Source organism: Mycolicibacterium rutilum, from assembly GCF_900108565.1.
Lineage (GTDB): Bacteria > Actinomycetota > Actinomycetes > Mycobacteriales > Mycobacteriaceae > Mycobacterium > Mycobacterium rutilum.
Genome location: NZ_LT629971.1, coordinates 2,220,818 through 2,240,455, shown reverse-complemented (window position 1 = coordinate 2,240,455; position 19,638 = coordinate 2,220,818). Strand labels below are relative to the sequence as shown.

The window sequence follows — 19,638 nt, the reverse complement described above, 5'->3', positions numbered from 1 at the left end:
CGCACGTTACCCGGTCTTGAACAGCATCCCGGCGACGCGGTCCACGGTCGCGATCGGATCGCCACCGTCGTCGATGGCCTTGTTCAGCCACAGCAGCGAAAACCCGTGCACCAGTGACCAAGCCGCCAGCGCCGCGGCGCGCGGATCCTCAACCGCGCGCGGGTCGTCGAGAGTGCCGACGCCGCGCCGCAGTTCGTCGCCGGCGGCGTCCTGGGCGGCACGCAGTTCCGGATCGTCGGGATCGACGAGTGAGCGGTCGAACATGACCGCGTAGTGCCCGGGATGGTCGAGCGCGAAGCGCACGTACGCCAGCGCCGCGTCGATGAACTCGGGCCGAGCCTCGGCCAGCGCGGCGGCCAGCTTGCGCCAGCCCTCCGCGGCGAGCGCGGTGAACACCCCGCGGCGGTCGGTGAAGTGGTGGGCGGGCGCCGCATGGGAGACGCCCGCCGCGCGCGCCAGTTCCCGCAGCGAGATGCCGTCGGCGCCGCGCTCGGCGACCAGCTCGGCCGCTTGGGCGAGGATGACGGCCTTCAAGTCACCGTGGTGGTACGACGTGCGGCTCATTCGACCATCATACGCCTCATCTTGACAATGACTAGATACCGGCCTAGCGTCGTAACTTGTCACTGACAAGATTACCGATCGAGAGGTCTGCTTGATGCCCACCCTCCCCTGGACCACGCCGACGACCGCCGAGCCACCGACCGCACCCGCGCTGGTGATGGCGTCGCGCTTCGAACTCAAGCGGTACCGAGACGTGCCGGGGTTTTTGGTCGCCGCGCTCCGGATCCGCAGGCAGATGTTGAGGTCGCCCGGGGTGCTGGGCGTCTCGCTGATCGCGCAGCCCCGGAAGAAGACGTTCTACACGCTGTCCGCCTGGCGCGACCGCAGCGCGCTCGACGCCGCGGTGGCCGAGCAACCCCACGTCGCGACGATGGCCAAATTCCGCACGCGGATGGCCGACTCGGTCTTCACCTTCTGGGACCGCGCGGAGCACACCCCGCCCGGTTGGCCGGAGGCGCACCGGCGCCTAGGGCAGCGGCGTGTGGTCGGCCTTGGCGGTGTCCAGTAGCCAGGCGTACTGGAACGCGGTCTCTTTCCAGCGTTCGTAGCGTCCGCTGATCCCGCCGTGGCCGGCGTTCATCTCGGTCTTGAGCAGCACCGGATGGTCGTCGGTCTTGGTCTGTCGCAGCGCGGCGACCCATTTCGCCGGTTCGACGTAGTACACCCTGGTGTCGTTGAGCGACGTCATCGCCAGGATCGCCGGATAGTTCTTGGCCTCGACGTTCTCGTACGGCGAGTACGACTTCATGTACTCGTAGACGGTCTTGTCCTCCAACGGGTTTCCCCATTCGTCCCACTCGGTGACGGTCAGCGGCAGCGACGGGTCCAAGATCGTGGTGAGCGGATCGACGAACGGCACCGCCGCGAGGACACCCGCGAACAGTTCGGGCGCGATGTTGGCCACCGCGCCGACCAGCAGGCCGCCCGCGCTGCCGCCGTAGGCGACCAGGTTCTCGGCGCGAGTGAGGTCCGAGGTCACGAGATGCTGTGCGACGGCGACGAAGTCGGTGAAGCTGTTCTTCTTCTCCAACATCTTGCCGTGTTCGTACCAGGACCGGCCGAGCTCACCGCCGCCGCGCACATGAGCGACGGCGAACACCATGCCGCGGTCCAGCAGCGACAGCCGCGCGATCGAGAAGCGCGGGTCTTCGCACACCTCGTAGGCGCCGTAACCGTAGAGCAGCGTCGGCGCCGGATACTGCAGGCCGATCCGGTGCACGATCGAAATCGGCACTCGTGCACCGTCGGCGGCGACCGCCCAGTCGCGGCGTTCGACGTAGTCCTCGGGACGGTAGTCGCCGAGCACCGGCTGTTCGCGCAGCAGCGTTCGTTCACCGGTCGCCAGGTCGACGTCGTAGATCCGCACCGGCGTGATGTAGGAGGTCGCGCCGATCCGCAGCTTCGGCGCATCCCAGTTCGGGTTGGCGCTCAGTCCGGCCGACGTCAACTCCGACTCGAACGTGAAGTCTTCGGCATGCCCGTATTCGCCGGTCTCGTAGATCGGCCACAGCTGGATCTTCGGCAACGCCTCGGCGCGGTAGCCGACGACGAGATGGTTGGCGAACGCGTCGACCGAATCGAGGCGGACGTCGTCGCGGTGCTCGATCAGCGTCCGCATGGCGGTCGGGTTGTCGACGGGCGCCTCGACGAGCGTGAAGTTCTCGGCGCCGTCGTTGTGCAGGATCAGGAACCGGTCCTCGCCGCCGACGACGGCGTGCTCGACGGAGTACTCGACCAGGTCGCGGCGCGGCCACACGACCGTGAACTCGGCGTCGGGATCGGTGGCGTCGGCGTAGCGCACCTCGGAGGTGACGGCGCTGCCTGCCGCGATGATGACGTACTTGTCGCTGCGGGTGCGGCCGACGCCGAGCCAGTACCGCTCGTCGGGTTCGTGGTAGACCTGCTGCGCGGGTTGGCCCGAACCGAGGCGGTGTCGCCAGATGGTGTCGGGCCGCCAGGCGTCGTCGACCGTCGAGTAGTACACGGTCTGGTTGTCGGCGGCCCAGGTCGCGCCGGGCCCGATGCCCGCGATGGTGTCCTCGTACAGCTCGCCGGTGCGTAAGTCTTTGAACCGCAACGTGTATCGCTCGTCGCCCTTGACGTCGACCGAGAACGCCAGGATGTTGCCGTCGAGACTGACCGACGCCGCGCCCAGCGAGAAGAACTCGTGGCCCTCGGCTTCGACGTTCTCGTCGAGCAGCACCTGCTCGCCGGGGATCTCGGTGTGCTCGTCGAGCTCGGGTGGCACCCAATCGTCGGGATCGTCGACCGGGCACCGGCAGTGCACGCTGTACTGCTTGCCTTCGAAGCTGCGGCCGTAGTACCACCAGGACCCGCGGCGGGTCGGCACCGACAGGTCGGTTTCCTTGGTGCGGGCCTTGATCTCGTCGAAGATCACCTGCCGCAGCGGCGCCAGGTGCTCGGTGGCGTGCTCGGTGTAGGCGTTCTCCGCTTCGAGGTACTCGACCACCTCGGGGTTGGACTTGTCGCGCAGCCACTCGTAGGGGTCGACGAAGACGTCGCCGTGATGCTCGCGGCGGGTGTCGACCCGCTTGGCGACCGGCGGGTTCATCGCTTGTCGATTCGCTCCGCAAGCGTCGCTCATGCGCCGATCCAGTCGCTGAACTTCAGACCCGAAATGCGTTCGTAGGCCTCGATGTAACGGGTGCGGGTGGCGTCGACGACCGCGGGCGGCAGTGGTGGCGGCGGGGCGTCACCAGCGCGGTCCCAGCCGGATTCGCCGGTGAGCCAGTTACGGACGAACTGCTTGTCGAAGCTCTGCTGCACGACACCTTCTTTCCAGTCGTCGGCGCGCCAGTATCGGCTGGAGTCGGGGGTGAACACCTCGTCGGCCAGGCGCAGTTCACCGTGCTTGTCGACGCCGAACTCGAACTTCGTGTCGGCGACGATGATGCCCTTGCCCAGCGCGTGTTCGGCGCCCTGGGCGTAGGTCCGCAGTGTGCGTTCGCGCAGCTGCTCGGCCCGTTCGGCGCCGATCATCGCGACCACGTCGTCGAACGAGATGTTCTCGTCGTGTTCTCCGAGTTCGGCTTTCGTGGCGGGGGTGAACAGCGGTTCGGCGAACTTGCTGGCCTCGACGAGCCCGTCGGGCAGCTCGATACCGCACACGGTGCCCGTCTTCTGGTAGTCCAGCAGGCCCGAGCCGGTGAGGTAGCCGCGGGCGACGGCCTCGACGGGCAGCATCTCCAGCTGCTGGACGACGAGCGCGCGGCCGAGCACGTCGGCGGGGATGCGCTCGTCGTCGGGTGGGCCTGCGAGGTGGTTGGGCGCGTCGATCAGGTCGAAGAAGAACACGCTCATCGCGGTCAGGATGCGACCTTTGTCGGGGATCTGCGAGTCGAGGATGTAGTCGTAGGCCGAGATGCGGTCGGAGGCGACGAACAGCAGCGTCTCGTCGTCCACCCGGTACAGCTCGCGGACCTTGCCGCTGGCCAGATGTTGGTAGTCGGACAGAGCGGGGCGCATCGGGCCAGCCTATCGGGCAGCATCTACTGCCATGACTTCGCGGTTTATCCCCTACGCCACCACCCCGTCGCGGCTGCTGGGCCAGCTCGTCAGCGACTCGGTGGTGCTGGTCTGGACGATCATCTGGGTGCTGGTCGGCATGGCGGTGCACTCGGCGGTCGCGACGATCGCCGAGGTCGGCCGCCAGGTCGAGGTCGGCGCCACGGGCGTGTCGGAGAACCTGGACACCGCGGGCAGCCGCACCGACGACTTCCCGCTCGTGGGCGACGCGCTGGCCCGGCCGCTGCGGGCCGCCAGCGAGGCCGCGCTCGACATCGCCGGCGCCGGCCACAACCTCGACACGACCGCCTCGTGGCTGGCGTGGGTGCTGGCGCTGGCGGTGGCCGCCCCACCGATCCTGTTCGTCGGGATGCCGTGGCTGTACCTGCGGGTGAAGTTCGCCCGCCGCAAGTGGACGGCGATCACGCTCGCGCGCACGTCGGCCGGCGAGCAGTTGCTCGCGCTGCGCGCGCTGGCGAACCGGCCGCTGGCCAAGCTGGTGGCCATCAACGACGACCCGGTCGCGGCATGGCGGGCCTACGACGCCGACACGATTCGCGGCCTGGCGGCCCTGGAGTTGCGCTCAGCAGGCGTGGCCCGCCGCCTCTGACTGCGATTTGTGAGTGATTTCGATCGCTCAGCGAACGTTTTCACTCACAAATCGCACGGCGGGGAGCCGATCGAGCACTCGCGCGCGTCCTATCCATGTGCTCGAAGACCTGTTACGCGACCACGACGGCGTCATCACCCTCGCTCAAGCCCGTCAGATCGGGATGAGCGACCAGTCCGTGCGACGACGTACGCGATCGAAGCGTTGGCGGCGCTGCGGACCCGGCGTCTACTTCGCCGACGATCGGCCGTTCACGGACGCGGCCCGAATCCGGGCAGCGGTGTGGAGCTTCGGCGCCCGAGCCTGCGCCAGCGGACTGGCCGCCGCGTGGTGGCACGGCGCGACGAAATACGCTCCGGCGACCGTCGAGGTGACAGTGCCCAAGTCGAGCAACGGTCGAACCCGGCCGGGCACGCGACTGCGGCGCCGCGACTTGTCCTCCCGCGACGTCGTCGAGCGCGACGGACTGCGGGTCACTGCGCTGGCCCTGAGCGTCGTCGAGGCTGCGGTGCGACGCGGCGGCGGCGCGCAATTGATGGACCACGCCCTGCAACGGCACGTCGAAATCGCTCACCTGTGGAAGGTGCACCTGCGCAACAAGGGCCGACACGGTTCGCCGGCCGCGCGCCGGCTGCTGCGCGCCGCGGAGGACGGTGCGCGATCGGAAGCCGAGCGGATACTGGTCAAGCTGCTGCGCGAAGCCGGATTCACCGGATGGGAGACCAATTACCCCGTTGCCGGCTACAAGGTCGACGTCGCATTTGTCGAAGAGAAGGTCGCCATCGAGGTCGACGGCTGGGCGTTCCACTCCGACAGCGAGGTTTTCCAGGGCGACCGCAACCGGCAGAACGTCATCGCGCTGCACGGCTGGAAAGTGTTGCGGTTCACCTGGCTTGACCTGACGCAGTACCCGAGACGGGTGCTCGCCGAGATCGCCGCGGCGACAGGCCGAGACCTCTGACGCATCAGCCGAGCATGCGCCGCCACGTGTGGCCGAACGGATGCCGCGCGGTCACCGACCCGAACCGCACCCGGCCGCGCACCACGACATGCAGTCGCGCCGAACGCTGACCGTGCGACACCTTGACCGTGGTGTCGGCGGCGAACGTGTCGACGCCGTTGACGTCGGCGGTCGCGTCGTCGGGCAGGATCAGCTCCGTCGAACTGAGGTAGTCGTCGATGTCCACCGTGACGACGGGGCTCTGCAACACCGCCTGGGTGAAATCCAATGTGGTGCTGCACAGCCGCGTATGCAGCCGGATGTGCGACGGCACCGCCCACTGCCCTTTCCGCGAGATCGTCGACATCCAGCCGCGCATCACCTCGTCGCGGGTCGCCACCAGTCCGGTGTCGGGCAGGTCGGCCACCACGCGACGCAGTTCCGCCCGCGTGCGCGCGGTCAGGACGGTGTCGACCCGTTCGCTGAACTCGTCGAGGGTGAGCATGCCGCTTCCCACCGCCCGCTCGAGCTGCTGGCGGACGTGGGCGCGGTCGTCGTCGGAGACCCGCAGGAACGCGTCATCGGAGTCCATGCCTCGAGGGTAGGTGGCGCACCCGCGTGTTCCACAGCATCCGCAGGCCGGCGATCACCACAATCACCCACGCAGCAAACGCAATCCAGAAGAACGCCAGCGAAATCGTCGGCAGCGCAGGCCATCCGGTTTCGACAGCCATGGCGCGGGTGGCCGCCGAGTACATGCCCAGCGGAAATACCATCGCCCACCACACCCCGGCGAAGTGCCGCGCCTCGATTCGTTGCAGATGCCGCACGGCGAAATACGTCAGCGGCACGATCCACAGCGAAGCGATGCCCCACGTGACGACAGTCGCCCTGCGAACTTCGGACAAGCCCGCGCCGTGCAGGTGATCGCCGGCGAGGGTGGCGATCGCCAACCCGCCCATCAGGATCCACGCGTCGGGTTCGAACCCGCGCGGGTCCAGCCGCGCGGCGATCGCCCGCGCCAGAATAAGCGTCGTCATCAACGCATAGAGCACCAGCGCGGCGACCCACACCGCGGCCGCGACCCACACCGGCGCCAGCGCCACCAGGACGATCACCAGCCCGGAGGTACCGACGCTGCACAGCTCCCACGCTCCGCGCGCCGCGCCGCGCACCTCGGGCCCGGACCGGCGGCGGAAGCTGCGCACCGTCAACACACTCACCACCAGCCACGCCGCGGCCGCCATCACCGCCAGCGACCACAGCATCGAAAAGTGCGCCATCAGCCTGCTGTCGAGCACCGCGCACGCCGCGACGAACGTGTACAACCGGATCGTGACGTCTGGATCGGTGAGGTCCAGCGGCCGCCTCCACCACGAAACCGCTGCCGCCACAGCCAAACTCGGCAGTGCGACCGCGGCCACCACCGCCAGCGCCAGGCTGATGTCCCCGAATCCGTGCTTCGCCGCCGCGATCGACACGATGCCGGTCGCCATGACGAAGGCGAACACGTCGGGTTTCACGGCGCCAGTTCGACCACCAGATGCCGGATTCCGGTGTGCCGGTTGCTGCGCGTCCACTCGACCGGCTTGACCAACTGCGCCCGAGCGAACCGGCTCAGCAATTCCTCGAACAGCACACGCAGTTCCAGGCGCGCCAGGTTCGCGCCGAGGCAGTAGTGGACGCCCTGCCCGAAGCCCAGATGCGGATTGGGTGAGCGGCCGATGTCGAACACGTCAGGGTCGGTGAACACCGACGCGTCCCGGTTGGCCGATCCCTCCCAGACCTGCACCTTCTGCCCGGCCGCGATCTCGCAACCACCCAGCAAAACGTCCCGCGTGGCGGTGCGCCGCTTCGACGGCGAAGGCGACGTCCAGCGCACCATCTCTTCGACAGCCGACGGCAGCAGCGTCAAATCGCTTCGCAGCGACGACATCTGGTCGGGGTGGTCGAGCAGCGCGAGCAGTCCGCCCGCCACGGCGTTGCGGGTCGTCTCGGCGCCGGCGCTGAACAGCAGGCTGAAGAACAGGTAGAGCTCGAGTTCGGAGAGCTCGGCGTCCGACGCGTTGGCGACGACCGAGAGCATGTCGTCGGTCGGGTGCGCGCGCTTGGCCGCGATCAGTTCCTGACCGTAGGTGTACATCCGCGAGCCGGCCTCCTCGGCCGAGAGCTGGCCGACCGACGCTTTGCGTGAGCCGCCGAAGTCGAACTGCGGCTCGATTGCCTCGAACAGCCAATGCCGTTCGGACTCCGGAACTCCGAGCAGGATGCAGATCATCTGCATGGGCAGTTCCGCGGCCACGTCGACAAGGAAGTCGAACGGCTCGCCCGGTTCGACGGCGTCGAGCAGTCGCTGTGTGCGCGCCCGTAGGTCGTCCTCCACCCGGCGGATCATCCGCGGCGTCAGCCCCGAACTGACCAGTCGGCGGATCTGCGAGTGCCGCGGGTCGTCCATCATGTTGAGCACCTGGCCGGCGATGGCGAGGTCCTGCAGCAGGGTGCCGCCGTACGGTCGCGAACCGCCGGTCACCGACGAGAACGTCTGCGGATCGCGAAACACCGCAAGGGTTTCGGCGTAGGTGGCGACGGACCAGAATCCCTCACCGTCGGGCGTGTGTTCGGTCGGCTCGTGCCAGTACACCGGCGCCTCGCGGCGGTGCCGCGCGAACAGTTCGTGGGAGAAGCCGTCGGCGAAGTTGTCCAGGTCGGTCAGGTCGACCCCAACCAGCGTCACAAGATGGCACCCGAGGTGTACTTGGCCGCCTCGGGATAGCGGCTGATCAACTCGTCGACGGCGGCGACGACGCGGTCGACCTGATCGCCGGCCGCGCCAGTGAATGCCTGCTTGTCGGCCAACGCCGCGTCCAGGGCGGGGCGGTCCAGCGGCAACCGCGAATCGGCGGCCAACCGGTCGAGCAGATCGGGTTCCTGCCCCTTCTCCCGCATGGCCAGCGCCACCGTGACGGCGTGCTCTTTGATCACCTCGTGGGCGGTTTCGCGACCCACCCCGGCGCGGACCGCGGCGATCAGAATCCGCGTCGTCGCCAGGAACGGCAGGTACCGGTCGAGTTCGCGCTGGATGACGGCCGGGTACGCGCCGAACTCGTCGAGCACGGTCAGGAACGTCTCGGTCTGTCCGTCCAAGGCGAAGAACGCGTCGGGCAGCGCCACCCGGCGCACCACCGAGCAGAACACGTCGCCCTCATTCCATTGCGCGCCAGCGAGTTCGGCGGCCATCGAGGCGTATCCGCGCAGCACGACCTGCAGGCCGTTGACGCGCTCACAGGAGCGGGTGTTCATCTTGTGCGGCATCGCCGAGGAGCCGACCTGGCCCGGTGCGAAGCCCTCGGTGACCAGTTCGTGGCCCGCCATCAGCCGGATGGTGTGCGCCAGCGACGACGGCCCCGCCCCCAGCTGGACGAGCGCGGACACCACGTCGTGGTCCAGCGAGCGTGGGTACACCTGCCCGACGCTGGTGAAAAGCTCGGTGAATCCGAGGAATTCGGCGACGCGGCGCTCGAGGTCGGCGAGTTTGGCGGCGTCTCCGCCGAACAGGTCGAGCATGTCCTGCCCGGTGCCCATCGGGCCCTTGATGCCGCGCAGCGGATACCGGTCGATCAGTCCCCGCACCCGTTGCAGCGCCACCAGCAGCTCTTCGGCCGCCGACGCGAACCGCTTACCCAGCGTGGTGGCCTGCGCGGCCACGTTGTGCGACCGTCCCGCCATCACCAGGTCGCGGTAGAGCACCGCGCGCTCGGCCAACCGGGCCACCACGGCCACCCCGTGCGCGTGCACGAGTTCCAGCGATCGGCGGATCTGCAGCTGCTCGACGTTCTCGGTCAGGTCGCGGCTGGTCATGCCCTTGTGCACGTGTTCGTGGCCGGCGAGCGCGTTGAACTCCTCGATGCGCGCCTTGACGTCGTGGCGCGTCACCCGCTCGCGTTCGGCGATGGACGCCAGGTCGACCTGCTCGAGGACGCGCTCGTAGTCGGCCACCACCGACGCCGGCACATCCACGCCGAGCTCGGCCTGGGCGCGCAGCACCGCCAGCCACAGCCGACGCTCCGCGACGACCTTGGCCTCCGGCGACCAGATGGCCACCATGTCCTCGCTGGCATACCGATTGGCCAGCACGTTGGGGATCGTCACAAACGTTCAGCTTACGGCGCGGGTCGGGCACAGTGATCGCATGTACTTCATCGGCCTCGACCTCGCGTGGGGTGCGCGGAACCAGACCGGTGTCGCCGTCCTCGACGACGACGGGAGGCTCGTGCAGGTCGGCGCCGCGATCACCAACGACGACATCGCCGCGGCGGTCGCACCGTATGTCGGCGGCGCCTGCGTCGTGGGCGTCGATGCGCCTCTCATCGTCAGGACTGCCACCGGCTTCCGGCCCGGCGAGACCCTGTACAACCGGCATTTCGCCCGGTTCGAGGCGGGTGCGCAGCCGTCGAACACCAGCAATCCGCTGTTCAACCCCGCGCGCGGCGAGGTCCTCTGTCAGCTGCTCGGCCTCGACTGCGACCCGCACTCGCGCAGTGACCGGCGGGCGATCGAGGTGTATCCGCACGCGGCGACGATTTCGCTGTTCGCGCTCCCGAAGACGCTCAAATACAAGCGCGGCAAGGACGTCGCCCGCCGCCGGTCGGAGCTGCTGCGGTTGGTCGACCTGATCGAGGGCCTGCGCGACGCGAGCCCGCGCCTGGACGTCGACACCTGCCCCGAGTGGCGCGAACTGCGCACGAGGATCGAGGCGGCGACGCGACCGGTCCACCTCAACGCGTGCGAGGATCCCGTCGACGCGGTGCTCTGCGCGTACGTCGCGCTGTATTCCGAGCGGCGCAGCGAGGACACCACCGTCTACGGGGACGGCGAGACGGGTTACATCGTCACACCGACATTGCCGATCAGTCTGGCGTCTCCGCGAGCCGCGTCGGATCGGTGATGCCGGCGTCCGTGATGCCGAGTCGCTTGTTGATCGCCATCGTGACGGCGAACAGCACCACCCCGATCACCAGCAGGATGCCGGCCAACAGGTACTGCGTGGCCGGGCGGCCGGACAGCGGCGTCACCAGGTACAGCGACGTGAGGAACCCGATCACCGGCAGCACCGTCGGCGTCCTGAAATGCCCACCGGCTTCGCGCACGTCGCGGCGCAACACCAGCACGGCGACGTTGACCATCGCGAACACCGCCAGCAGCAGCAGCGAGGTGGTGCCGCCGAGCACCGAGATCGCCTTGCTGCTCGCGAACGCCGACACGTAGAGGATCAACCCGAACGCGATGATGGTCGTGAAAATGATTGCGATCCAAGGGGTGTGCCGCGTCGGGTGCACACTGCCCAGCATCGGCGGCAGCACCCGCTGACGGGCCATCCCGTAGATCAACCGGCTGGCCATCAGCATGTTGATCAGCGCGGTGTTGGACACCGCGAACATCGTGATGAACGGGAACAGTTCGTCGATCGGCAGTCCCGGTGCGGCCGCCTCGACCACGTCGACCAGCGGGGTCGAGCTCTCCCGCAGCTCGCCGATCGGCACCAGCGCGACCGCGATGATCGACACCAGGATGTAGACCACCCCGGCGATGCTCAGGCCGGTCAGCAGCACCTTGGGGAAGGTGCGGACGGGATCCTTGGTCTCCTCGGCCATGTTCACCGAGTCCTCGAAGCCGACCATCGCGAAGAACGCCAGCGATGTCGCGGCGGTGATCGCGACGAATGTGCTTCGGTCCTCACCGCTTTCGAAGACGACGACGCGCGAGAAGTCGTGGTCGCCGCCCTGGGTGAAGGCCCACAGTCCGACGAAGATCACCAGCAGCAGACCGCTGATCTCGATGATCGTCAAGCCGACGTTGAGCTTGACGCTCTCGCTGACCCCGCGCAGGTTGATCGCCGCCAGCACCGCCATGAACGTCAGCGCGATGGCCGCGACTCCGAGCTTGCCCCAGTCCAGGTCGAAACCTTTGATCATGTTGGACGCGAACGCCTGCGAGGCGGTCGACGCCGACGTGATCCCCGAGCACATCACCACGAACGCGACCAGGAAGGTGAAGAACTGAATCCCGAATGCCTTGTGCGCGTAGAGCGCTGCACCGGCAGCCTGCGGATACTTGGTGACCAGTTCGAGGTAGGAGAAGGCCGTGATGGTCGCGATGCTGAACGCCAGCAGGAACGGCAGCCAGGCGGCGCCACCCACCTCGCCGGCGACCTGGCCGGTCAGCGCATAGACGCCGGTGCCGAGGATGTCGCCGACGACGAACAGCAGCAACAGCCCCGGACCCATGACCCGCCGAAGCTCTGGCTCCTTGTCCACCGGCGTACTCATCTGTGCCTTTCGCTCTTCGCGCGAGCGCTCATCGGCCGCCTACCGGTGTCACACCTGCGCCACTCGCTCGTCTATCGGTGCCAACACGTCTATCACGTCGACCAGCGTCGCGCGTGCTGTTGCGCGCGGACCCTCGCCATCGGCGACCAGCGCCGCGACGACTGCACCGTCGACGGCGTTGACCAACGCGGTCAGATACTCGGCCCGCACCGAGCGTCCCGAGCGTTCGACGACCTCGATCACCGCGTCGGTGCGCTGCCGCAGGATTCGGCGCTGGATGTCGCGCAGCATGGGGTGGCGGGCGCAGGCGATGTAGCGCTCGTACCGGGAGATCAACTGCTCGCTGACCCGTTGCCCGGCCACGTCGTCGACGAGCAGGTCGACCAGGATGTCGGCGGTGGACTCGGCTCCCCGCCGGCGCCGCGACAGCATCGCGACCCGGGCGCGGAGTTGTTCGGCCTCACGCTCGCCGACGTATTCGACCGCCTTGGCGATGAGGTCGTCCAGCGACGAGAAGTAGTAGGTCGTCGACGCCAGCGGCAGGCCCGCGCGGCGCGCGACGGCGCGGTGCCGCACCGCGTCGAAGCCGCCTTCGCACAGCAGATCGGCAGCCGCGCTGACCAGCGCGTACCGCCGACGTTCTCCCTTGGGAGTGACCGCTGCCGTCACGTTTAGCATGCTGCCAGTCGGGCGGGTCTCCCATAGCGCTTTCGGCTAATCGTCAGGCTTTGTCCAGGGAACTCGCGGCTTTCGGGGCCACGCGCCGATGGCATGATGGCCGCCATGCCCGAACTGAGTCGCCGCGCCCTTCTGCGCCTCGGGGTCGGTGCCGCCGCGGGTGTCGCGGCGGTGCGCATGGCGCCGACGGCCCCGGCCGAGCCCGCGGCGGCAACCTACGTCGACGGGTCGTTCGTCTCGGCGGCGCGTGGCGGCGTCTCGACCCACTGGGCGATCGCCCGGCCGCCGGGCCAGACCGCGCCGCTGCGTCCGGTCATCGCGCTGCACGGCAAGGGGCAGGACGCGGCCGGTGTGATGGCCGGCGGTGTCGAACAGGGACTGGCGCAGGCCGCCGCGGCGGGTCTGCCGCCGTTCGCCGTCGTCGCCGTCGACGGCGGTGGCGGCTACTGGCACACGCGGGCGTCCGGCGAGGACTCCGGGGCGATGGTGCTCGATGAGCTGATCCCGATGCTGGCCTCGCAGGGACTCGACACCTCGCGCGTCGGGTTCCTGGGGTGGTCGATGGGCGGATACGGCGCCCTGCTGCTCGGCGCCCGGCTCGGACCGGCCCGCACCGCGGCGATCTGCGCGGTCAGCCCGGCGCTGTGGACGTCGCCGGGAGCGGCCGCCCCCGGTGCGTTCGACGGCGCCGACGATTACGCGGCCAACAGCGTGTGGGGGCTGCCGGAACTCGCCTCCATACCGATCCGGATCGACTGCGGCACAAGCGATCCGTTCTACTCGGCGACCAAGCAGTTCGTCGCGCAGCTGCCGAATCCGCCCGCGGGCGGGTTCTCCCCCGGCGGGCACGACGGCGGGTTCTGGAGTTCGCAGCTGCCCGCCGAGATCGCGTGGCTGGCCCCGCTGCTCGTCGCCTAGAGGCTGATGCGGCCCTCGGCGGCGGCCAGTCCGATGTCACTGCGAAAGTGGCTGCCCGGCAACCGGATCGATTTGACCAAGTGGTAGGCCGCCTCGCGGGCGGCGGTCAGGTCCGCGCCGGTGCCGACGACCGAGAGCACCCGACCCCCTGAGGACACGACCGCACCGTCGTCCCTGAGGGTGGTGCCGGCGTGCAGGACACCGTCGGCCTCGGACCCGGTGATCGCGTCGCCGACGCGGGGGCGTCCCGGATAGTTCTCCGCCGCCAGCACCACCGTCACCGCGGCGCCGTCGCGCCACTGCAGCGGCGGTTCACCGGCGAGGTCGCCGATGGCGGCGGCGTAGAGCAATTGGCCCAGCGGCGTCTCCAGCAATGCGAGTACGCACTGGGTTTCCGGATCGCCGAAGCGACAGTTGAATTCGACGACGGCGGGCCCGCGCGACGTGATCGCCAGGCCCGCGTAGAGCAGCCCGGAGAACGAGCTGCCGCGCTTGACCAGTTCGGCGGCAACGGGTTTGACGATCTCGTCGCTGATTTGAGTGAGGACGGTATCGGGCAGCCACGACAGCGGCGCGTAGGCACCCATACCGCCGGTGTTGGGCCCGGTGTCGTTGTCGCCGACCCGCTTGAAGTCCTGAGCGGGCAGCAGCGGCACGACCGTCTCACCGTCGACGACGCAGAACAGCGACACCTCGGGTCCGTCGAGGAAGGACTCCAGCAGCACCGGATGGCCGGCATCGAGCAGGCTCGCGGCGTGGGCCCGCGCCGCATCGCGGTCGGAGGTCACCACCACGCCCTTGCCTGCGGCCAGGCCGTCGTCCTTGACCACCCAGGCGGGATCGCCGCCGGGCGGCCCGAACCGGTCGAGCGCCGCGTCGAGGTGCGCCGGGTTGTCGACGATCTCGCTGCGGGCGGTGCGCACGCCGGCCGCGGTCATCACGTCCTTGGCGAACGCCTTCGAGCCTTCGATGCGGGCCGCGTCCTTGGAGGGCCCGAAGCACGCGATGCCGGCCGCGCGAACGGCGTCGGCCACGCCCAGCACCAGCGGCACCTCGGGTCCGATCACCACCAGATCGGCGTTGATCTGCCGGGCCAGCTTGGCCACCGCGTCGCCGGAGGTGATGTCGACGTCGTGCTGGTCGGCGATCGCCGCGGTGCCGGCGTTCCCGGGTGCGACGGCCAGCGCGTCGACCTCGGGGTCGCGCCGCAACGCCAGCAGCAACGCATGTTCACGGGCACCGGATCCGATCACCAGGACTCGCACAGTTGCCCACCCTAACGGCAAAGCCGATCTTGGTTCAGTCCGCGATGCGCCGGGGTACAGGGCGACGATGGTCGCCACCGAACTCCCGCCCCCGCCGCCCACCACACCCCTGCGCACCGCCGCCCGGTACGCATTGGCGGGGGTGTTGATCTTCGCCGGCCTGTCGCACCTGTTCTGGGCGCGCGACGAGTTCCGCGCCCAGGTGCCGAAGTCGATCCCACTCGACGAGGACGCGGTGGTGCTGGCCTCCGGTGGCGTCGAGATCGTGATCGGCGCGGGACTGGCGCTGCTCACCCGCGACCGGGTGCGGGTCGGCAGGCTCATCGCGGCGTTCTTCGTCGCGGTGTTCCCGGGCAACATCGCGCAGTACGTCAACAAGAGGGACGGTTTCGGCCTCGACACCGACACCAAGCGGTTGGTGCGGTTGTTCTTCCAGCCCGTGTTGGTGGCGTGGGCGTTGTGGAGCACGGGCGTGCCGCGACGCCGCTGAGCTCCGCGGCGCGGCCATACACTTGACACGACGCTGTATGGTCGAGTGTATGACGCAGACCACATGCCCGTTCGGCCCCGGGTACGACTTCACCGACCCCGACGTCCTGCTGCGCGGCATCCCCGTCGCGGAGTTCGCCGAACTGCGCAAGACGGCGCCGGTCTGGTGGAACGAACAGGCTGAGTCGATCTTCGACGACGGCGGCTACTGGGTGATCAGCCGCCACGAGGACATCAAGGCCATCTCGCGCAACTCCGATCTGTGGTCGACGAACCGCAAGGGTGCGGTGATGCGGTTGCCCGAGGGCGTCACTGCCGAGCAGCTCGACCTGACCAAGGCGCTGCTGATCAACCACGACGCGCCGGAGCACACCCGGCTGCGCAAGCTGGTGTCGCGGCTGTTCACCCCGCGCGCGATCACCACGCTGGAGGAGAAGCTCGCCACTGCGGCCCGCGACATCGTGGCGGCGGCCAAGGAGAAGGGCAGCGGCAATTTCGTCGACGACGTCGCGATGAGCCTGCCGCTGTTGGCGATCGCCGATCTGATCGGTGTACCCGAGGCCGATCGCGACAAGTTGTTCCACTGGAGCAACGCGATCATGAACACCGACGACCCGGACTTCGACTCCGACCCGACCGTCGCCAACGCCGAGCTGATGGGCTACGCGTACACGATGGCCGAGGAGCGCCGCCGGTGCCCGGCCGACGACATCGTCACCCGCCTCATCGAGGCCGACATCGACGGGGAGTCGCTGGGCGACGTCGAGTTCGCGTTCTTCGTGATCCTGCTGGCGGTCGCGGGCAACGAGACCACCCGCAACGCGATGACACACGGGATGAACGCCTTCTTCGACAACCCCGAGCAGTGGGAACTGTTCAAGCGCGAGCGCCCCGAGACCACCGCCGACGAGATCGTGCGCTGGGCCACCCCGGTGCACTGCTTCCAGCGAACGGCGTTGGCCGACACGGAGATCGGCGGCGTCACCATCCGTGAGGGGCAGCGCGTCGGCCTGTTCTACAGTTCGGCCAACTACGACGAGTCGGTGTTCGACCGGCCGTTCGAGTTCAACATCCTGCGCGATCCGAACCCGCACGTGGGCTTCGGCGGCAACGGCGCGCACTACTGCATCGGCGCGAACCTGGCCCGCATGGAGATCAAGCTGATGTTCAACGAGATCGCCGACCAGATCCCGGACATTTCGAAACTCGGTGAGCCGCAACGTCTTCGGTCGGGCTGGATCAACGGTGTCAAGGACCTGCAGGTGTCGTACGGGGGTTGAGTAGGATTTCGCCGTGCGTACCCACGGCTGGTCGGGCTCGGCACCGTCGACGGATGAGGAGGCGGTAGCCCGGATCCTCGACGCCGCAGGCAACGCCATCGACGCCCGGGGCGCCGACTTCTCGATCGCCGACGTCGCCCGTACGCTCGGTGTCACCCGCCAAACGGTGTACCGCTACTTCCCCAGCACGGACGCGCTGCTGCAGGCGTCGGCGCAGCGGGCGGCGACCGGTTTCCTGGACCGGCTGGCCGCGCACCTGCAGGGCGTCGCCGACCCTGAGGAGGCGGTCGCGGAGGGGATCGCGACCGCGCTGGAGTGGCTGCCCGAGGACAAGCACATCGGGCTGCTGTTGACGCCGGGCCGGGCGGGCGCGTTCAGCCAGACGGTGACGTCGGACATCGCGCTCGAATTCGCGAACTCCATGCTGCGCCGGTTCGATGTGAATTGGTCGGGGCTCGGGTTCAGCGACGACGATCTCGACGAACTGGCCGAGCACCTGCTGCGCATCATCCAGTCGTTCGTCATCGACCCGGGCCGACCGCCGCGGAGTGGGGCGCAGCTGCGCGCATACCTGCGCCGCTGGGTCGGGGCCGGCGTGAGCGCGCAAATTGCCGCCGAACCGACCAGCTGAGCCGTTTTAGACTCACCAACGTGGGTGTGCTGGATGCTTTCCTGTCGACGTGGTCGCAGGCGCGGGCCACGTTCGGCGAGGGTGCGCCGCAGGGCGGTGCCGGGATCGACAACAGCGCGCGACTGCAGGCCGCGCAGAGCGACGTGCAGTCAGCGGCGCCGGGCGCGGACTGGTCCGGCGCAGGTTCCGACAGCTACGCCGACATGAACTCGCGGCATGCGACGGCTCTGGGCGTGATGGCGGGTCTGGACAAGCGTCTCGCCGGGGAGGTGGACCGCGCAGCGGCGGTGGTGGCGGCGGGCCGGACTCAGCTGGATTCGGTTCGCCAGTGGGTGGTCGACGCGGCGTCGACGGTGCCGCGGACCATGGCCGGCGACCAGATGCTGTGGCCGGTGGTGAGCAAGGGCGCCAGCGACGTGGCCGACATCATCCAGAAGTCCCACGGCGATCTCGCCGCCATCGCGCAGCGAATGCGCGGAATCGGTTCCGAGTACGACGAATTGGGCGAGCCGGAGGGTCGCGGCAACGAGGACGGTGACGTCCAGCAGGTTGACTTTGTCAACGACGAGAAGAAGGCGATTCCCGACTCCACTCTCGACCTCGCCGACATCGAGTACAAGGCACCGTTTGACCCAGAGAATCGTGACACCTACGGTCGCGCCGGCTACATGGAACTGGTCCGCGGTTCGGGGGTATGGGTGCCGGATCCCCACAGTCGCAATTACCGCCCGAAACCACCGCAAGCGCCGCTGGACCTGAATGACGTCGTGTACCGGGGACCCGAAAGCGAGGGCCAACCCTGGGAGATGGAACTGGTGCCTGACTCGGGAGTATGGGTACCCAACCCGAACTATCCGGGCTACGAACCGAAAATTCCCGAGGCGCCCGTTGATCTCGCCAAGATCGAGTTCGTCGATCCTGGGGCGCGCATTCCGCCGGAGATGATCGAACTGTGGCCACGGTCAGGCATCATGCTGCCGGATCCGTATGCGGGGCGGCCCTTTTAACCGCGGATCGCCGTGACCGCCTTGACCAATAGGTCCGGCAGCACGGGCTGTGCCGGATAGTCCGGCGCCAGCCGCGCATTGACGTTGATGAACAACCGGTCGCCGAGGATCGCCGCGTAGTAGTACTCCGGGTCGGGGTAGCCGTCGATTGTGACCTTCAGTGCGTAGGTTTGGGCGCCGTCGATCGGCGGAGCCTCGATGCGTTCGGCTGTTCCGCTGTATGGGTGATCGTCATCGGGCACGTTGTACGTCATCCGGTCGCACCCGGTACTCGGGATCTTTTCCGGAACGGTGACCGGCATGTCGGCCTTCACCACGATCATTCGCCGGTCTTCGCCATCCGCTCGCACGCCGATCGAGTCGGCGCCTGCCTCACCTCGAACCGGGTTCAACAGGACCGCACATTCCGGTTGGTCGACGGTGAACGGCTTCCCATAGGACACGACCGAACCGACGCCGGCGACAAGCACGTGCTGGAGCTTCTCGACCTGCGATGGATAAGGGATGAAGCCTGCGGGCATTTCGTCTTCGAGTCGCGACAGCTTCGACAGATCGAAGGTCTGCGCCGCCGGCGACGATGTGGTGCTTTCCGTAGCGCCCTCTGAACCCGAGCAGCCCGCGAGCCCGGCCGCCACGATGACTGCCAGTGCCGCCGTCAATGAGATCCGTCCAGTCCCAGCCATGCCTTTCACCCTAAAGGCCGCGCCGGCCACTGCATCGCACTAATTCGGCGACCGGATCGCAGCGACAGCCTTGGTCAGCAAGTCGGGAAGTAGCGGTTCGGCCTGGAAATCCGGCGCCATCCGCGCAGTGACTTGCACGTAGGTGCGACCGTCCAGGATCGCGGTGTAGAAGTACTCGACAACGCCGCCATGGTCGATTCGCAGGCCGTAGGTCGTCGCTCCGTCGAATACCGGTGCGTCCAGTCGCACGGCCGTACCGTCGGGAACGGCGTCCCCCACGGTGAATTTCACGCGATTGCATCCACTGTCCGGAACGGGCACCGGCACCGCGATGGGATCAACCGCGCTGACGCTGAGCAGCGGTGGCTGCGGGCCACCGGCGCCGATCCCAGCTCTTATCGCACCTGCTTGTGCCTCAACCGGTTTGAGCAGAGGTCGGCACTGAGCAGGATCGACGGTGAACTCGTCCCCGTAGTTGACAGTGTCGCCCACGAGGTGCGCCCACCGGGGATCGACCTCCTTCGGTCCGGACCACGGCTCCGACGGTGTGAGGCCAGGCGGAAAGTCACCGCTGAGTGTCCCGAGTCCCGCCAGGTTCGGTGTCTCCGGCGCCGGCGTCGAGCACCCAGCCAGGACGGCGGTCACTACGATTGCGGGCGCGAAGCGCGAAACGAGCTTCACGGTTTCAGCCTAAGGGCGCTGCGCTCCCCCGAGATGCACCA

At 68.3% G+C, this 19,638-nt stretch carries 21 protein-coding genes; 9 read left to right on the top strand and 12 right to left on the bottom strand.

What is annotated here, in order from left to right; genetic code table 11:
• Positions 1-6: 6 nt before the first annotated feature.
• A complete protein-coding gene (locus BLW81_RS10930) occupies positions 7-564 on the bottom strand; it encodes a TetR/AcrR family transcriptional regulator (RefSeq protein WP_083407186.1) in 558 nt (185 codons plus the stop codon).
• Positions 565-658: 94 nt separating this feature from the next.
• Here BLW81_RS10930 and BLW81_RS10925 point away from each other — a divergent pair, with 94 nt between their 5' ends.
• Entirely contained in the window at positions 659-1,072 is a 414-nt protein-coding gene (locus BLW81_RS10925; protein WP_083407185.1) for a hypothetical protein, read from the top strand.
• Here the strand turns inward: BLW81_RS10925 and BLW81_RS10920 are convergent.
• Both BLW81_RS10920 and BLW81_RS10915 read right to left on the bottom strand, forming a co-directional pair.
• Positions 1,031-3,136: a S9 family peptidase gene (locus BLW81_RS10920; RefSeq protein WP_083407184.1), complete on the bottom strand. Its 2,106-nt coding sequence runs from the start codon at positions 3,134-3,136 to the stop codon at positions 1,031-1,033. The two genes, BLW81_RS10925 and BLW81_RS10920, sit on opposite strands and share 42 nt — an antisense overlap.
• Before the next feature lie 29 nt (positions 3,137-3,165).
• Positions 3,166-4,050, bottom strand: coding sequence for a phosphoribosylaminoimidazolesuccinocarboxamide synthase (locus BLW81_RS10915; RefSeq protein ID WP_083407183.1), 885 nt, complete (start codon positions 4,048-4,050; stop codon positions 3,166-3,168).
• 31 nt (positions 4,051-4,081) lie between these two features.
• On the opposite strand from BLW81_RS10915, the gene BLW81_RS10910 reads away from it, so the two are divergent.
• Both BLW81_RS10910 and BLW81_RS10905 read left to right on the top strand, forming a co-directional pair.
• On the top strand, positions 4,082-4,699 hold the full coding sequence (locus BLW81_RS10910) for a hypothetical protein (protein WP_083407182.1): 618 nt from the start codon (positions 4,082-4,084) through the stop codon (positions 4,697-4,699).
• A 97-nt stretch (positions 4,700-4,796) separates the two neighbouring features.
• A complete protein-coding gene (locus BLW81_RS10905) occupies positions 4,797-5,660 on the top strand; it encodes a PDDEXK-like endonuclease domain-containing protein (protein WP_083407181.1) in 864 nt (287 codons plus the stop codon).
• 4 nt (positions 5,661-5,664) lie between these two features.
• Here the strand turns inward: BLW81_RS10905 and BLW81_RS10900 are convergent, their stop codons facing one another.
• From BLW81_RS10900 to purB, 4 genes are read right to left on the bottom strand one after another with little or no spacing between them, the layout of a single operon-like run.
• On the bottom strand, positions 5,665-6,231 hold the full coding sequence (locus BLW81_RS10900; protein WP_083407180.1) for a DUF1707 SHOCT-like domain-containing protein: 567 nt from the start codon (positions 6,229-6,231) through the stop codon (positions 5,665-5,667).
• Entirely contained in the window at positions 6,218-7,162 is a 945-nt protein-coding gene (locus BLW81_RS10895; RefSeq protein WP_268875593.1) for a tellurite resistance/C4-dicarboxylate transporter family protein, read from the bottom strand. Before BLW81_RS10895 ends, BLW81_RS10900 begins: the two co-directional genes overlap by 14 nt.
• The gene (locus BLW81_RS10890; RefSeq protein WP_083407179.1) at positions 7,159-8,373 is read right to left on the bottom strand and encodes a cytochrome P450; all 1,215 of its coding nucleotides are present in this window, start codon (positions 8,371-8,373) and stop codon (positions 7,159-7,161) included. Before BLW81_RS10890 ends, BLW81_RS10895 begins: the two co-directional genes overlap by 4 nt.
• A complete protein-coding gene (purB, locus tag BLW81_RS10885) occupies positions 8,370-9,788 on the bottom strand; it encodes an adenylosuccinate lyase (protein WP_083407178.1) in 1,419 nt (472 codons plus the stop codon). The genes BLW81_RS10890 and purB overlap by 4 nt, the downstream gene beginning before the upstream one ends.
• Before the next feature lie 40 nt (positions 9,789-9,828).
• On the opposite strand from purB, the gene BLW81_RS10880 reads away from it, so the two are divergent.
• Positions 9,829-10,584 (top strand): DUF429 domain-containing protein, encoded by a 756-nt coding sequence (locus tag BLW81_RS10880; protein WP_083407177.1) that lies wholly within the window; start codon positions 9,829-9,831, stop codon positions 10,582-10,584.
• Here the strand turns inward: BLW81_RS10880 and BLW81_RS10875 are convergent.
• Both BLW81_RS10875 and BLW81_RS10870 read right to left on the bottom strand, forming a co-directional pair.
• Entirely contained in the window at positions 10,547-11,965 is a 1,419-nt protein-coding gene (locus BLW81_RS10875) for an APC family permease (protein ID WP_083407176.1), read from the bottom strand. The genes BLW81_RS10880 and BLW81_RS10875 overlap by 38 nt on opposite strands.
• Positions 11,966-12,013: 48 nt before the next feature.
• Positions 12,014-12,643, bottom strand: coding sequence for a TetR/AcrR family transcriptional regulator (locus BLW81_RS10870; RefSeq protein WP_083407175.1), 630 nt, complete (start codon positions 12,641-12,643; stop codon positions 12,014-12,016).
• 96 nt (positions 12,644-12,739) lie between these two features.
• Here BLW81_RS10870 and BLW81_RS10865 point away from each other — a divergent pair, with 96 nt between their 5' ends.
• Positions 12,740-13,561 (top strand): alpha/beta hydrolase, encoded by an 822-nt coding sequence (locus tag BLW81_RS10865; RefSeq protein WP_083410460.1) that lies wholly within the window; start codon positions 12,740-12,742, stop codon positions 13,559-13,561.
• Here the strand turns inward: BLW81_RS10865 and purD are convergent.
• Positions 13,558-14,826 carry a phosphoribosylamine--glycine ligase gene (gene purD, locus BLW81_RS10860; RefSeq protein WP_083407174.1) on the bottom strand — a complete coding sequence of 423 codons (1,269 nt, stop codon included), beginning with the start codon at positions 14,824-14,826 and terminating at the stop codon, positions 13,558-13,560. The genes BLW81_RS10865 and purD overlap by 4 nt on opposite strands.
• 67 nt (positions 14,827-14,893) lie before the next feature.
• Between purD and BLW81_RS10855 the strand changes: the two genes are divergently transcribed.
• From BLW81_RS10855 to BLW81_RS29695, 4 genes are read left to right on the top strand one after another with little or no spacing between them, the layout of a single operon-like run.
• The gene (locus BLW81_RS10855) at positions 14,894-15,316 is read left to right on the top strand and encodes a DoxX family protein (RefSeq protein WP_083407173.1); all 423 of its coding nucleotides are present in this window, start codon (positions 14,894-14,896) and stop codon (positions 15,314-15,316) included.
• Between the two features lie 49 nt (positions 15,317-15,365).
• The gene (locus tag BLW81_RS10850; RefSeq protein ID WP_083407172.1) at positions 15,366-16,595 is read left to right on the top strand and encodes a cytochrome P450; all 1,230 of its coding nucleotides are present in this window, start codon (positions 15,366-15,368) and stop codon (positions 16,593-16,595) included.
• A gap of 13 nt (positions 16,596-16,608) precedes the next feature.
• Positions 16,609-17,226, top strand: coding sequence for a TetR/AcrR family transcriptional regulator (locus BLW81_RS10845; protein ID WP_083407171.1), 618 nt, complete (start codon positions 16,609-16,611; stop codon positions 17,224-17,226).
• A 20-nt stretch (positions 17,227-17,246) separates the two neighbouring features.
• On the top strand, positions 17,247-18,233 hold the full coding sequence (locus BLW81_RS29695) for an EspA/EspE family type VII secretion system effector (RefSeq protein ID WP_197680364.1): 987 nt from the start codon (positions 17,247-17,249) through the stop codon (positions 18,231-18,233).
• Here the strand turns inward: BLW81_RS29695 and BLW81_RS10835 are convergent.
• The gene (locus BLW81_RS10835) at positions 18,230-18,946 is read right to left on the bottom strand and encodes a DUF5642 family protein (RefSeq protein WP_157897653.1); all 717 of its coding nucleotides are present in this window, start codon (positions 18,944-18,946) and stop codon (positions 18,230-18,232) included. The genes BLW81_RS29695 and BLW81_RS10835 overlap by 4 nt on opposite strands.
• Positions 18,947-18,955: 9 nt before the next feature.
• Positions 18,956-19,597 (bottom strand): DUF5642 family protein, encoded by a 642-nt coding sequence (locus tag BLW81_RS10830; protein ID WP_157897652.1) that lies wholly within the window; start codon positions 19,595-19,597, stop codon positions 18,956-18,958.
• Between the last annotated feature and the right edge of the window lie 41 nt (positions 19,598-19,638).